The organism is Enterococcus sp. ZQ21 (assembly GCF_030053755.1).
Taxonomy (GTDB): Bacteria; Bacillota; Bacilli; order Lactobacillales; family Enterococcaceae; genus Enterococcus_B; species Enterococcus_B lactis.
In genome coordinates this window covers 48386-62346 of sequence record NZ_CP125659.1, presented here as the reverse complement: position 1 = coordinate 62346, position 13961 = coordinate 48386, and the positions used below count along the sequence as shown (strand labels likewise).

Sequence of the window (13961 nt, the reverse complement as noted above, 5' to 3'; positions counted from 1 at the left end):
TTTATTAGTCAAAAATAAACTCAGTTATTTTGTATGATATAGTCAATTTAGCAGGAATTTTTTTATTTATACTTTAATGTCGTTTGATGTAATGGTATAGGGTGTCTTAAAAACAGAAAGGAAGGGAGACTGTAGGGGGTCTATTATAGGAGGTAAAAATGGAAAATTATTTCTCTAATTTTAGTTTAGAAGATCAAAATTTTATGATTGATTTTTTATTATCTGAAGGTAATATATCAAGAATGTGTAAAAAAGGATATTCATATTCAAAAGTAAAAAAGAAACTACAATGTATTAATGAAAAAATAGGAAAAGATAGATATACAGAGGATGCATTAAAAGTGTATTTAGATATTCTTGTTTCTGAAGATATTTTATTTCCAGAGATCGCTAGCTTGATTTATAAAAAGCATAAGGAGGCGTTATAGATGAGTGTAGAAGTAATTGTATTATTAGGGCTATTGGCAGTACAAACATGGTTAATGCCTAAATTAAATAATAAGCATTTATTGTTTTTAATTCCCGGTATTTTTGTTGCATTAAGTTTATATGTTTTTAGAGAAAAACTAAGTTTATTAATAGTTATGGGGTTGATGTTAGGATTCTTTATTTATTATATGGCAGGATTAAGTCAGTGGGACAGAATAAAGAACGAGAAGCAAAATAAGCATTTAAAAGAGAAATTTTTCAATGAAAAATGAATTTGAATTTATGATGCATCATAATTATTTATTATTTTCAATAGTTAAAAATGTAATCGGGTCAATCTTAGTTATAGGCATTGCAGGTTTGATCCAAATTTTTGTGAATCAAAAATTTTTTTTGATTGTCTTGCTCTTAGTTGTTACCTTGATCCCTTTTGATATCTTTTACGAGTATATGTATGTAAAGAAATATTCAATTAAAATAGATTATAAGAATATATACATTTTTGAAGGATTTATTATAAGAAAGATAACTGTAATTCCAAAAGTTAAAGTATATACAGTGATTGAGACTGACTATATGTTTTTTAAAAAATATTGGAAAAAAGTTGAGCTAAAAACAATTGTAAAGGATTATAAGTTGCTAGGAGTAAATTTACATGATGTTAGAAAAATAAAAGAAGAGGTTATTAGATGAAAAAGTTAAATAAATGTATTTTTTTAATAAATACTATTTCTATAGCTAGAAGTTTAATTATATCTATTCCGTTTTCTATTTTTCTAATAAATAAAAACTTAACTTTTCTTTTTTTTATGTATCTTCTTTACCTTGTATATGTAATATTCCAAAAAATAACCGAGTATTTTAGTGTTAGATATGGATTTTTTGAAACTTACTTTATTTTAGAAAAAGGTATTTTTAATAAAAGCATTTTAAAAATAGATAAACAAGACTTAAAGTATGTCGACAGTATTGAATTTACTCAGTCGTTTTTATATAAAGCTTTAAATAAATATAAAGTCATTTTGAATTTAAAAGAAGAAGAAGATAAAAAAATAGTTATTAGATGTATAAATAAAACTGAAAAATGGATCTTTAATTCTTTTTTTGAAGTAGGTGTAACGGACAAAGAAGAGGAGAAGATTGATTTAATATTTAAACCTATGAAAAAAGACATAGTAATAATGTCTTTTTTTTCAGCAAATATAATTTTTGTCGTCTTATCTTCATTGGATTTTATAGATAACTTTAGTTATCTGAATATTTCCTATAAAGATGTAACAATGAATACCTATTTAATAGTTGCGTTAACACTTGGTGCGTTCATTATAATTATTTTAGTGCAGATATTAAGATATGGCAATTATTCAGTGGAAAGCACTAACAAGTATTTGTATAAAAAAAATGGAATATTGGATTATAGTAGTAAAGAACTTGATATTGATAACATTAATACCATGATTATGTACCAGAATGTATTTATGCGATATTTGAAAATATTTAACATATACTGTTTGACTACCAAAAATGATAGTTCTAAAAATGAATTTAAAAATATGCTGTTCCCATATATTAAATACGATATTTTTAAAAATATAATTCAAGAAAATTTACAACTAAAAAAATTCGAGACTATATTGGAGAAACAATCTTCTAAGTATAGTCTTTGTTTCTTGTGCCTCAATATCTTATATATATTTTTTTTCTTAGGGATTGTATATTTTGGGTACTTACATGGTTATAGGTACTACATTTTTTTACTGTTAGTCACTATATGTAAGAAATATTCTGATAGTTTTTTTATTTCTATTCAAGTTAAAGAAAAACGAGGTGTGTGCTTAGTTATTCCTGGCGTATTTTTTAATCGAAAAGTATTGATTTTATCAAATGGAATAGAAACTATTAAGTATTCTAATATATGTATGTTTAAAAAGTACAAACTTATACTAAACTCCAATAATTTACCTTCAAAAAAATATGTATTACGTGGGATCACTAAGACACAAGTATTGAATGTTTTTAGTGAGTTAAGTATTGAAGAAAAAAATGTAAATAACAGCCATTCAGTAGGAGGATAGCATGGAAAACTACAACGTAAAAATTAAAAAAATAAAGAGATGGAATTTTATAGCATTAATATTATGTGCTGTTGAAATAGTATTATCTATTTTTGATCTACCAGTATCACTTAATCCAGATAAAGCTGCTTATCAAAAATTAGGTGACGAGGGAATTAAAATTTTTAATCAATTAAATAGTGCGCCAATTAAAATATTTACACTTTTGAATTTGTTGATGGCTATTGCTTTTTTTATAATGTTTTTTTATGCTAATAAAAATTTAAAGAATAAAAAGATTATAAAAAAATATCCTTACTTTTTAAATCTAGTATGGACCGTTATTGTCGTTTTATTTACTGTATTAACCACTAACAACCTAGATAGTAATACAGGCGTTTCTTCGTTTAACCTAGGTATGCTATTATTTACGATATTTTTTATATTTTTGTTAAAGATACCGGTCGTAATGGTCTTAATTGGTATTTTTAAACTAGATCTAGGAGAAGAGAATGACTAAAAAAATGACTAAACGACAACAAATTTATTTGAGTATTATGGGTGGAGTAATCAGCTTTTTATTAATTGGGGGTGCTGTTATTTACAAATTGAGTAACCCTATTGTGGAAGAAGATTCTTATAAACTAGTTAAAGTAAAAAAGAGTGAACCCTTAGTTTTAAAAGGGATTGTTCAACCCAAAAATACTAGTTACTTAAATTTAGATCAGACGCTCGGCAAAATCAGTGCTATTTCCGTTAAAAATGGTCAAGAGATCAATGAAAATGACGTAATTGCTACTTATCAAAATACAACTATTGAGGATCAAGCGGAAGAACAAACGCAATCGCTAGAAAAGTTGAATTTGGCTGTTACAAATGCTCAAATAAATCTTGAAAATGCAACACAAAAACGACAAGAATTAGAAACTCGCTTAACTGCTGCTAAAAATGAACATGCTGCAATTACAAATAAAAAAATAGATGAAGAAATGAAAAAAGCGGAGAAAGCTGAAGATGAGAATAAAATAGAAGCTGCACAACAAGCCTTAGATGCACAAAAAGATGCAGTCTCACAAGCAAAACAGGTACTAGATGAAGCGAATGTTGATCTATCAAGTGTAAATAATACTATTGAACAAACAAAAAAGAAAATTACAAATACGGTAACCGCACCAATTAAAGGAATTGTCTATATTAACGATAAAGGCAAGACAGACGCAGCAGTACCGTATGCAACTATTGTTAGTCCAGATAAAGTTATAAAAGGAACCGTTACGGAATATGACTATAATAAAGTAAAAGTAGGGCAAGTAGTAAATATTAATCTGCTCAATGAAGAAAAATCAATAGAAGGAACAATCACTGATGTTAATGCATTACCTGAAGATATGGAAGTAAGTACACAAACTAATATATCCTCAGATAAAAATAATACAGTTTCCACCTTCACGTTCATGGTCAGCCCTAAAGAACCTATTCATTATGGTTATAACGTCCAAATAAATGTGCCAACGAATCATTTAGAATTAGCTAAAAAGAATACGATTAAAGAAAACAATGAAGTATTTGTTTTTATTTATAGAGATAGAAAAGCTATTAAACAAAAAGTAGAAGTAAAGGAAGAAAATGGAAAATACTTAGTAAAGACAGGGCTTAAAGAGAATGATTCAATCATCGAAAATCCTGGTGTACGCTTGAAAGATGGACAAGAAGTGACGGTGAAACAATGATTGAGCTTAATAACGTAAATAAATATTATACCAACGAAGAGGAATCTCTTCATGTATTAAAAGATATTCATTTATCCGTCAAAAAGGGGGAAATGATTGCTATTATGGGTCCTTCAGGATCTGGAAAGTCAACGTTAATTAATCTTTTAGGCTTTATTGATCGTAAATTTGAAGGAGAATACTTGTTTGAAGGTAAGTCTCTGATTAATACAACAGATGATATTCTATCTAGAATAAGGAATCAGACAGTAGGCTTTATTTTCCAAAATTTTAGTTTAATTGAGAGTAATACAGTCTATGAAAATGTAGAATTACCGCTTCTTTATAATGGAATCTCTCCCTTTCAAACCAAAGAAAAAGTATTTTCAGTATTGGAAAGAGTTGGCTTAAGAGGAAAAGAATATAAATACCCAAAGCAGTTATCAGGAGGTCAACAGCAGCGAGTTGCTATCGCTAGAGCACTTATTAACAAACCAAAATTTATTATAGCAGATGAGCCTACAGGAGCTTTAGATACGAATACATCAGAGGCAATTATGCAGCTGTTTGCTACTTTAAATAAAGAAGATGACGTGACTCTTATTATGGTTACGCACAACCCTGAAGTCGTTCCTTATTGTCACCGACTAATTAAGATTAGAGATGGTGCCATTATTGAAGATAAGGAGTTGGTACAATGAACGTCTATGTAAATTTTCGTTCAGCTTGGCAAGCGATTAAAAATAATCGTAAGCGTAGTATATTAACTATGATAGGGATCATAATAGGAATCTCTTCTGTTATAACAATTTTAGCTATTGGAAGGGGTTTTGAGAAGGACACTATAAAAAATCTTACTAAGAGCGATTCTAAAAACGTAGAAATTCAACTAAATTTTACACCTAATGATACTTCTTTGTATGATACAAATACAGATTTTTTTCAAGACGCAGATTTATCTATAATAGGAAATGTAGAAGGGGTTAAAAAAGTTGACTATTCTAAAATAGACGAAGAGCAAATCTACAAAGATTTGATAATTAAGGGAAAAAAAACAAACAAACAAATCAAACTTATAGGTTCTGAAGGTGAAAAAGTTTCTATAGGACGAAATTTAACAAGTCAAGATAGTGAATTGTCAAATAAAGTCGCAGCGATTGATTCAGTTACTGCCAAAGAGCTATTTGATACATCTGAGCAAGCATTAGGTAAAGGAATTGAAATCGAGCAAGAATTATTTAGGATTGTGGGCGTTTTTCCAGGAGAAGAACAAGATAATTTGTTTTCCTTATCAAATATAAACATTGAAATTCCAAAAGCTACGTATCACTATTATTTTAAGTCTGAAAAGGATACATCGTCTCTAACGTTAACTTTAGAGGAAGGAGTTGAACCTGACAAGGTGACCTCTAAAGTGATAAACCAATTGAAAGAAAAAGGTAGTTTGAAACATTTGGGGGAATATGAAGTGTTAGATACGGCTATGTTAACGAAAGGAATTGGTCAAATCCTCAGTACGATCACTTATTTTATAACAGCTGTAGCAGGTATATCTTTATTTATCGCAGGGGTAGGTGTAATGAACATGATGTATATATCTGTATCTGAACGAACAAAAGAGATCGGTATAAGAAGAGCCCTAGGAGCTACTCGAAAATCGATTATGCTGCAGTTCCTTTTAGAAGGTTTGATTTTAACTCTTTCAGGAGGGTTAATTGGCTATTTATTAGGAATGGCTCTTGCTTATAGTGTTGGTTCTTTGATAAAGGTAAACGTGTCACTTGATCTATTTACTATTTTACTAGCGGTTGGGGTATCTTCGGTTATTGGACTGGTCTTTTCTGTAATGCCCGCTTCAGAGGCTGCAAAAAAAGATTTAATTGATATTCTTAGATAAAATCAGAATGACAAGAATATTTACGTTCTAGATTCTAAAATAAAACACAAAGAGACCAACCAGGCACCCTATTGTTTCTTTGTAGTATAGAGATATTCTTTGGCTTGTAAGAGATCAACAGAGTTAGGTGACCGGAGTTCGAAATAAAGGAAATTTTTGATTGTATAGGAGAATTCTTTATCCCTAATATTTAGGATTTTGAGTATAACTTATATAGACAAAAACTAATGATGGAGGAAATAGTATGAGAATATTTTGTAAGTGTCTACTGATAAGTTATTCTCAAATGTTGTAAGGATTTTATTCATTTGTTAATATTAAGGAACGGAACTCCAAAAAAGTCCGTACTCTAATTTGCAGTCTCTCACTCTTTTAGAGTGAGAGTTTTTATTAGATTTTCAAATTAATTAATAAAATGGTAGAATAAGTTGATCATACAATTCGAGGGAGGGGTAGGATCGGTTATATTTACTGATTTTTTAATCAAATCATCAATATCTATTTTGTTTTCGATAACGTTTTCTTTATCAAGGTTTTGAATAGTAGCATCTTCATTTTTTTCTATCGTTTGTTCTTTGATGATTTCTTTCATTTTATGAGAAAAACTCAAGAAAAGAATTCCTACCACGACAGAAAATCCACCTGATAAAAAATCTCCACTTGCTATGATTCCACCAAATAAACCTATAAATACAAGAAAAGCGCCTATTGAAAGTAATAATATTCGTACAATATTTTCATTTTTCATCCCCATCTCTGATATAATAATATACACAGTCTCGGAAATGAGAACCCTAGCCGCAGCTCCAACTGCGAATGGGGTATTTTTTATAGGTCAAAACTTACTTTTGCCGCTTTACCCAAAATTCTTGCTGGATTATTTTCATCAATGATATAAGGATGATAATCATTATTATCGGGCATTAGCATTACAACATCATTAACATGTTTAACTCTTTTGAGAGTCGCTTCAGAGTCGCCGTTTACTATAACTGGTGCAATTTCTCCATCTTCCACAACTGGTTGTCTTCGAATCAACACGTAACTATCAGAAGGGATTGTAGGAACCATGCTATTACCTCTGATTTTTAAATAAAAGACTTCACCAGTGGGCAAGTTTTCGTCTATCTCTTCTCTATATTCTTCAATATTTTCTTCAGCTAAAATAGGATCTCCACAAGCAATTTCTCCCAAAACAGGAATCTGTCTATATTTTTTAACAGGTATTAAATTTTTCGGTATCTCGCCATACCGCGGATCAATCGTAGACTTCAATACGCCAAAACAATCTGCTATGTCGTTAAAGGCAGCGCGCGTTAATGCTGGATTCACTAGCAAAGAAGCCGCTAAAGCTGCTGATGTGCATTTTCAAACGTTGTCCAAATATGAAATAGATAGTTCTGATATTCCATTTTCTCTTTTAAATGAGCTGTCTAATCTGTATCAAGTTCCTATTAACAATTTTTTTTTGGGCAAAGAGTACGCTTTAATCCGTATCATAAATAATAAAAGAAATGAGGTAATGAATTGAACGAAGTTTCAAAGGACGTTCTGGCAATCGAAGCCCACGAAAAAGCAAAGTCTTAGTCTGATACGCTTAACACTTCTTTACTATTGTTTAAACAAAATTATCCTAATTATTTCTAATTGATTCTATAAGCACCTTACTTAGCGATACATAAAAATTGTGATACAATTCAGTTATAGTTTTAAAGGATATTATGGTCACTAAGTTACACATATAAATTTTTATGGGGGTGTTGTAATATGGCAAATTTTTACGGAAATGATCCTTTTTTCAACAATGATATGGATGATGTTTTCAATCAATTATTTCGGCGCATGAATAATCAAAATTCGGAGCGTGCACGGTATTTAGTTAATGGACAATCGTTGACACCGGATGAGTTTGCTCAATACCGAGCAACTGGTAAGCTACCCCAAAATAATAAAACAATAGAAGTATCTAAAGATGGTAAACAGGCTGTTAAAAAAGGAGGGATTTTAGAAAAGTTAGGGACTAATTTGACGGAACAGGCTCGTGATGGATTACTAGATCCAGTGATTGGACGTGAGAAAGAGATTCAAGAAACTGCAGAAATTTTGAGTCGTAGAACGAAAAATAATGCAATCTTAGTTGGTGATGCCGGTGTAGGTAAAACTGCAGTCGTCGAAGGTCTGGCACAGGCAATTGTGGCTGGTAAAGTTCCAGAAACGATTCAAGATAAAGAAATCTATTCGATTGATTTATCGTCTTTGGAAGCGGGAACTCAATATCGCGGTTCTTTTGAAGAAAATATTAAACAGCTGGTAGAGGAAGTTAAAGCAGCTGGTAATATTATTCTATTCTTCGATGAAATTCATCAGATTCTCGGCACGGGTGCCACTGGTGGTGAAGATGGTGGCAAAGGATTGGCTGATATCATTAAACCTGCTTTGTCACGTGGCGAGCTGAGTGTAATCGGGGCTACGACTCAAGATGAATATCGCAATACTATTTTGAAAAATGCGGCTTTGGCACGGCGATTCAATGATGTTGTGATTAATGAACCGACTGCCGCTGACACTTTACGTATATTACAAGGTGTTAAAGAGCTGTACGAAAAACATCATCATGTTGTATTACCAGATGATGTTTTGAAGGCGGCTGTGGATTATTCAATCCAATATATACCACAACGCACTTTGCCAGATAAAGCTATCGATTTGATCGACATGACTGCGGCTCATTTAGCGTCTAAAAATTCGCAAACTGATGTTGAGACATTGGATCAACGCCTTAAAAAATTAGAGGCAGCTAAGGAGGCCGCCATTAAAGCGGAGGACTTTACAAAAGCCGCTGATATCAAGAAGTCGATCGAGGAAACCAAGCAAAAAATTAAAGAAACGGATCAAAAAGAAAAAATCACTGCCACGATTGATGATGTGGCACAATCGGTTGAACGTTTAACTGGTATACCAGTTTCTGATATGGGCGCTAATGATATTGAGCGCTTGAAAAATCTTGATAAGCGTCTGAAAAGTAAGGTAATCGGTCAAGATGAAGCGGTTGAAATGGTAGCAAGAGCAATTCGGCGTAACCGTGCGGGCTTTTCAGAGGGTGATCAGCCGATTGGAAGTTTTCTGTTTGTGGGCCCAACTGGCGTAGGAAAGACTGAATTAGCTAAGCAATTAGCCTTAGATATGTTTGGAAATGAAAATGCGATTATTCGGCTAGATATGAGTGAATATGCTGATCGTACAGCTGTGTCGAAATTAATTGGTACCTCGGCTGGATACGTAGGCTATGAAGATAATGCTAATACTCTAACTGAACGGGTTCGGCGTAATCCATATTCCATTGTATTATTAGATGAAATTGAAAAGGCTCATCCACAAGTATTAACGTTACTGTTACAAGTGATGGATGATGGGCGCTTAACGGATGGACAAGGCAATGTCATTAATTTCAAAAATACGATTATTATTGCTACTTCTAATGCTGGCTTTGGTAATGAAGCATTAAGTGGTGACAAGCAACGAGATCAGTCATTAATGGATAAGTTAGCACCATTTTTCCGCCCAGAATTTCTGAACCGTTTTAATGGAATCGTGGAATTTTCACATCTGACTAAGCAAGACTTAAGTCAAATTGTCGATTTGATGTTGGCGGATGTACAAAAAACTTTAGCCAAAAAATCCATCAAACTTGAGGTAACTAAAGCGGCTAAAGATTGGCTGATGGAACAAGGCTATGATGAAGCAATGGGTGCGCGGCCATTACGGCGAGTAATTGAACGACAAATTCGTGATAAGGTAACGGATTTCTACCTTGACCACTTAGATGTCAAAAACTTGAAGGCTGATTTAGTGGATGATGAGATTGTGATATCGGCAGCTTAGCTTAAATCAGTGTTCATAAATAACTTTATATAAGAGGAGATTTATTGGGAAGGAGATTGCTTGATAGATCTCCTTTTTTCGTTGATTTTCACCATTTGATATTAATCTATTGAGTAATATGGGTAGCGTCAAGAATCTTGTGTAAATGAAATGCCTCCGTACATATAATATGATGCTATTTTTGTATTTACTTTTACTGTTTTTCTTAGGATTAGGGGGAGTAGGTACTGCTATTTTGGATGACTATAAGTGGTCGTTGTTTAGTGGAATTTGTAGGAGAATGAAAAAAAGTGCAACTGTTGAGTCTTATGAATGCTGGAAGAAGGAAATGAATGTGTAGAGGTATACAAAAGAGCCTAGCAATAGATACTAGGCTTTTTCCTATGGCTTTAAAATGTATACAGGTGGAATATGAATGTTGTTTGGACGATCACCGTTTCTGTCAGATAAACGTTGGAAAGCGCCGTGTAGACCTTCTACCAAATGACTGGATGGCAATAAATTGTGCCAATTTGTTACGATTTGATTTAATTTATTTAATCGATTCTGTTTTTCATTAAGTTGATCATCCATGTAAATATTTAGTACGTTTGTTAGGTATTGTGCCCACATTTTTAATGGTGTTAGTATCAAATCTTAGACAGCTTTTCGTAGAGACAAGAATAAATTAAACTTATCTACGAGAGGATGAATTTTTATGACCCGATATGAAGAAAATTTTAAACAAATGATTATTGAACTGAATCAAACTGGACGTTCTGTTCGAGGGTTAGCGAAAGAATATGGCTTATCTGAAGCAACGATTCACAAATGGAAGAATTTATATTTACCTGATCAGTCCACAGGACTGACTGGAAAAGAAGTAGCTGAACTGAGAAAAGAAAATGCTCGTTTAAATGAGGAACTTGAAATCTTAAAAAAAGCCGCAGCCATATTCTCTCGGAAAACCTAAATTCGCTTGTTCAATTTATTGAAAAATGGTGTAAGGATTACACTGTTTCTTTGTTGTGTCGGTTATTAGAAATCCCTAGAAGTGTCTATTATTTTTATAAGAATAAACCGTTGACAGCTACAGAAATCAGAAATAATAAGTTGAAAAAGAAGATTTCAACAATTTTTTTTACGAATAAACAACGCTATGGTGCCACAAAGATCCATCAAGTTTTATTAAAAGAAGGGATTTCAGTATCTCTTAAACATGTCCAAAAGCTAATGAAACAATTAAATTTAAGGTCGATTGTAGTTAAAAAATATAGACCTCAAAGGTCTAATAAACCGATCATTTCAAAAGAGAATCTCTTAAATCAGGACTTTTCTACTGAAACGATCTGTGAGAAATGGGCAGCTGACATTACGTACATTCCTACTAAGAAAAATGGTTGGTGTTACTTATCTTCAATCATGGATTTACACACGAAAAAAATTATTAGTTATACATTTTCAAAACGAATGACTGTGGATTGTGTCATTCAAACATTGAATAAAGCAAAAATACATTATCACATTCCAGAAGGAATGATTCTAGACACTGACTTGGGCAGCCAATACACAGCAAGAGAAGTGGAACAATGGCTTAAAACCAACAAAATAAGGCATTCTTATAGTAGAAAAGGAACACCTTATGATAATGCTGGAATCGAATCTTTCCATGCCTCATTGAAAAAAGAAGAAGTCTACACGACTAGCTACTCAGATTTTGAAGAAGCAAATCGAGCGCTATTTAGCTACATTGAAGGATTTTATAACCGAAATCGAATCCATAGCTCGATTCACTATCTAACCCCACAGGAATTTGAAGAATTAGCAAAAGAAAAAATGGCTTAACCGTCTCTACTAAAATGTGTCCAAGATATTGACTCAAATCCAAATTGAAGAAATGAAAAAGTTCGGCGCAGAAAAAATTTTCATCGAGAAACAATCTGGAGCAACGATTACTCATCGACCGATTTTCCAGGAAGCTTTAGAGTTTGTCCGAGACCAAGATATTTTTATTGTCGAAGCAATCGACCGACTTGGAAGAAATTACGACGAAATCATTGCTTCAGTCAATTACCTAAAGAAGAAAAACGTGCAGCTGATCATCACCAGTCTACCGATCATGGCTGAAGCAATTGGCAATCCTCTTTTGGATAAATTCATTAAAGATTTAATCATCCAAATTTTGGCCATGATTGCAGAGCAAGAGCGTACCGAATCTAAACGACGCCAGGCGCAAGGCATTAAAATTGCAAAAGCAAATGGCGTCTATAAAGGTCGTCCAAAACTCTATAGTGCAGATACAAAAAATCCTCAACGACGTTTAGTTTATGAAAACATCGTTAAGGATTTAAATGAGGGCATAGCTATTTCAAAAATTGCTAAAAACTACAATATTACTAGACAAACTATTTACAGAATTAAGAATGATATTGAGTATAACAGTAATCAAATGAATTAAAAAAGTTCTTTATACATTAAAATTTCTTCTTTTAACTCATCAATTCTAGGAGATCTAACATCAGAATCAGCAATTGCATTTAATAACTCATCAATATTTTCTTTATTCGCTAGTAAAGGATCATAGTATTTTATATTCTTTTTAATTAATTCCAGAGTTTTTATATTTTGTTCTTTGTAATTAGCTAGAATTTCTTCTACAGTTTCGCCTGAAATCATAGCCATATCTGAACCAGTATTGATTCCTTTGAATGGATAAGGTTCTTTATCATATGCCTTTATCATTTCTACTAAATCATCATATCCTAAGTGTTCTTTAACATACAGCATAAAATTTATTAATGTAAAAAATGGCATTGAAGAATAGTCTGGAAATATAAATTGAAACAGTTTGTTCGCAAAATATTTATCATCATCATTGCTTTCTGGTGACACTGACAGGCTGCTAAGCCACTTTAAATACAATTCAAATATAATTATTTGTTTTTGTGAATTATCTTCATTCTCATCATAAATAAGTTTATCGGGTAAAAGATTATCTAAGTTATCTACTAAAGATAGGCTATTAGCTTTCTTGGCATAAGATATTAATTTTAAAATATTATTATTTAGGAATAATCTATATTCTTCTCCAGATAATTCTTCTAAAAATTGTGATAGGAATTGGTTATATCTGTTACTAGAATTCCAATTAAAAATAGAGTTTTTTGTATAGATATCGAAAAAATCATTTACTTTTTTTATATCTATATTCTTTCCTTCAAGATACACACATTTTATTTCGGAATAAATAAATTTGGATAAACGCTCATAAACATCATAATCGATAGTATTGTACGTATTTATTTCATCAAATTTATTCATGTCTATACTAGTGAAAAAGATAGACATAAATTTTAATTTTTTTTCATAGTCTTTATTTTCTTCACATTGATCTATATACATATCCATCAGATCGATTTCTTCTATCTCTCCATGTTGATCCACTGAATCCCATATGAGAGACCATATTTCTTTCTGAACAGCTTCATTCTTGGATAAGTTACTAATATATCTTTTCCTACATTCTGTTCTATATTTAACGGTTTCACTAGAATTGTTTTTTGAATAAGTACGCTTGTTAATAATCCAAAAATAGCACCTAACTAACGATAGAATAGATAAGCTTATGCCGATTACATATAAAAGAAGTACTATACAGTTAAGTTTTCTATAAAACTCATTACTTGCTGAATTTGTTTGATAGAAAAGTAAAGGCAATGTTAACAATATTAGTCCAAAAGACAGTTTTTTTATTTTTATAACTTGATCAAATACTACCATTTTATCCCAATCAACAGCATTCTCATTTTCAAATAAAAATGTAGCAATTGGTATAAATAATGCCAACACTGTACTTGTTATATTCCATAAAAATCCCGAATCCATAATTATTTTCCTCCTATATAAAATTTGTAAAATGTAAATATAATTACTCAATTATCTTTTTAAAAGCTTCCTCCATTAATATAATATTATCATCCAAATCATCGATGTTGGGAGCGTCAATAATTT

The 13961-nt window shown here is 31.6% G+C and carries 14 protein-coding genes and 1 pseudogene; 12 read left to right on the top strand and 3 right to left on the bottom strand.

Annotation, left to right across the window (positions count from 1 at the left end):
- The first annotated feature begins 158 nt into the window (after positions 1-158).
- Genes QK255_RS12910 through QK255_RS12875 form a run of 8 tightly spaced genes read left to right on the top strand, consistent with a single transcriptional unit; the run spans position 159 to position 6089 of the window.
- Positions 159-428, top strand: coding sequence for a hypothetical protein (locus QK255_RS12910; protein WP_002329885.1), 270 nt, complete (start codon positions 159-161; stop codon positions 426-428).
- The gene (locus QK255_RS12905; RefSeq protein WP_002293186.1) at positions 429-701 is read left to right on the top strand and encodes a hypothetical protein; all 273 of its coding nucleotides are present in this window, start codon (positions 429-431) and stop codon (positions 699-701) included.
- Complete coding sequence (locus tag QK255_RS12900) at positions 691-1122, top strand: hypothetical protein (RefSeq protein ID WP_002293187.1); 432 nt, start codon at positions 691-693, stop codon at positions 1120-1122. Before QK255_RS12905 ends, QK255_RS12900 begins: the two co-directional genes overlap by 11 nt.
- Positions 1119-2504, top strand: a complete 1386-nt coding sequence (locus tag QK255_RS12895; protein WP_002293188.1) for a PH domain-containing protein — start codon at positions 1119-1121, stop codon at positions 2502-2504. Before QK255_RS12900 ends, QK255_RS12895 begins: the two co-directional genes overlap by 4 nt.
- A 1-nt stretch (position 2505) precedes the next feature.
- Complete coding sequence (locus QK255_RS12890; RefSeq protein WP_002293189.1) at positions 2506-3003, top strand: hypothetical protein; 498 nt, start codon at positions 2506-2508, stop codon at positions 3001-3003.
- Positions 2996-4213, top strand: coding sequence for an efflux RND transporter periplasmic adaptor subunit (locus QK255_RS12885; protein WP_283341636.1), 1218 nt, complete (start codon positions 2996-2998; stop codon positions 4211-4213). The genes QK255_RS12890 and QK255_RS12885 overlap by 8 nt, the downstream gene beginning before the upstream one ends.
- Entirely contained in the window at positions 4210-4893 is a 684-nt protein-coding gene (locus QK255_RS12880) for an ABC transporter ATP-binding protein (RefSeq protein ID WP_002293192.1), read from the top strand. The genes QK255_RS12885 and QK255_RS12880 overlap by 4 nt, the downstream gene beginning before the upstream one ends.
- Positions 4890-6089, top strand: coding sequence for an ABC transporter permease (locus QK255_RS12875; protein WP_002293193.1), 1200 nt, complete (start codon positions 4890-4892; stop codon positions 6087-6089). The genes QK255_RS12880 and QK255_RS12875 overlap by 4 nt, the downstream gene beginning before the upstream one ends.
- A gap of 442 nt (positions 6090-6531) precedes the next feature.
- Here the strand turns inward: QK255_RS12875 and QK255_RS12870 are convergent.
- A pseudogene (locus tag QK255_RS12870) lies at positions 6532-6837 on the bottom strand (DNA polymerase III subunit epsilon); the annotation flags it as partial.
- 80 nt (positions 6838-6917) lie between these two features.
- Positions 6918-7421, bottom strand: a complete 504-nt coding sequence (locus tag QK255_RS12865) for a LexA family protein (protein ID WP_283341635.1) — start codon at positions 7419-7421, stop codon at positions 6918-6920.
- Here QK255_RS12865 and QK255_RS12860 point away from each other — a divergent pair.
- The 4 genes from QK255_RS12860 to QK255_RS12845 all read left to right on the top strand — a co-directional run bounded on the left by QK255_RS12860 (position 7384) and on the right by QK255_RS12845 (position 12408).
- Positions 7384-7620, top strand: a complete 237-nt coding sequence (locus tag QK255_RS12860) for a helix-turn-helix domain-containing protein (RefSeq protein WP_080001477.1) — start codon at positions 7384-7386, stop codon at positions 7618-7620. The genes QK255_RS12865 and QK255_RS12860 overlap by 38 nt on opposite strands.
- 236 nt (positions 7621-7856) lie before the next feature.
- The gene (gene clpL, locus QK255_RS12855) at positions 7857-9971 is read left to right on the top strand and encodes an ATP-dependent protease ClpL (RefSeq protein ID WP_002293196.1); all 2115 of its coding nucleotides are present in this window, start codon (positions 7857-7859) and stop codon (positions 9969-9971) included.
- Between the two features lie 697 nt (positions 9972-10668).
- Positions 10669-11795 (top strand): IS3 family transposase gene (locus QK255_RS12850; protein WP_128721742.1). Its coding sequence is split into 2 segments (ribosomal slippage): positions 10669-10897 and positions 10897-11795, totalling 1128 coding nucleotides; the frame shifts between segments, so codons are not numbered across the junction.
- Between the two features lie 52 nt (positions 11796-11847).
- Entirely contained in the window at positions 11848-12408 is a 561-nt protein-coding gene (locus QK255_RS12845) for a recombinase family protein (RefSeq protein ID WP_002362392.1), read from the top strand.
- On the opposite strand, the gene QK255_RS12840 is transcribed toward QK255_RS12845, so the two are convergent.
- Positions 12405-13835: a hypothetical protein gene (locus QK255_RS12840; protein ID WP_002292444.1), complete on the bottom strand. Its 1431-nt coding sequence runs from the start codon at positions 13833-13835 to the stop codon at positions 12405-12407. The genes QK255_RS12845 and QK255_RS12840 overlap by 4 nt on opposite strands.
- Positions 13836-13961: the final 126 nt, after the last annotated feature.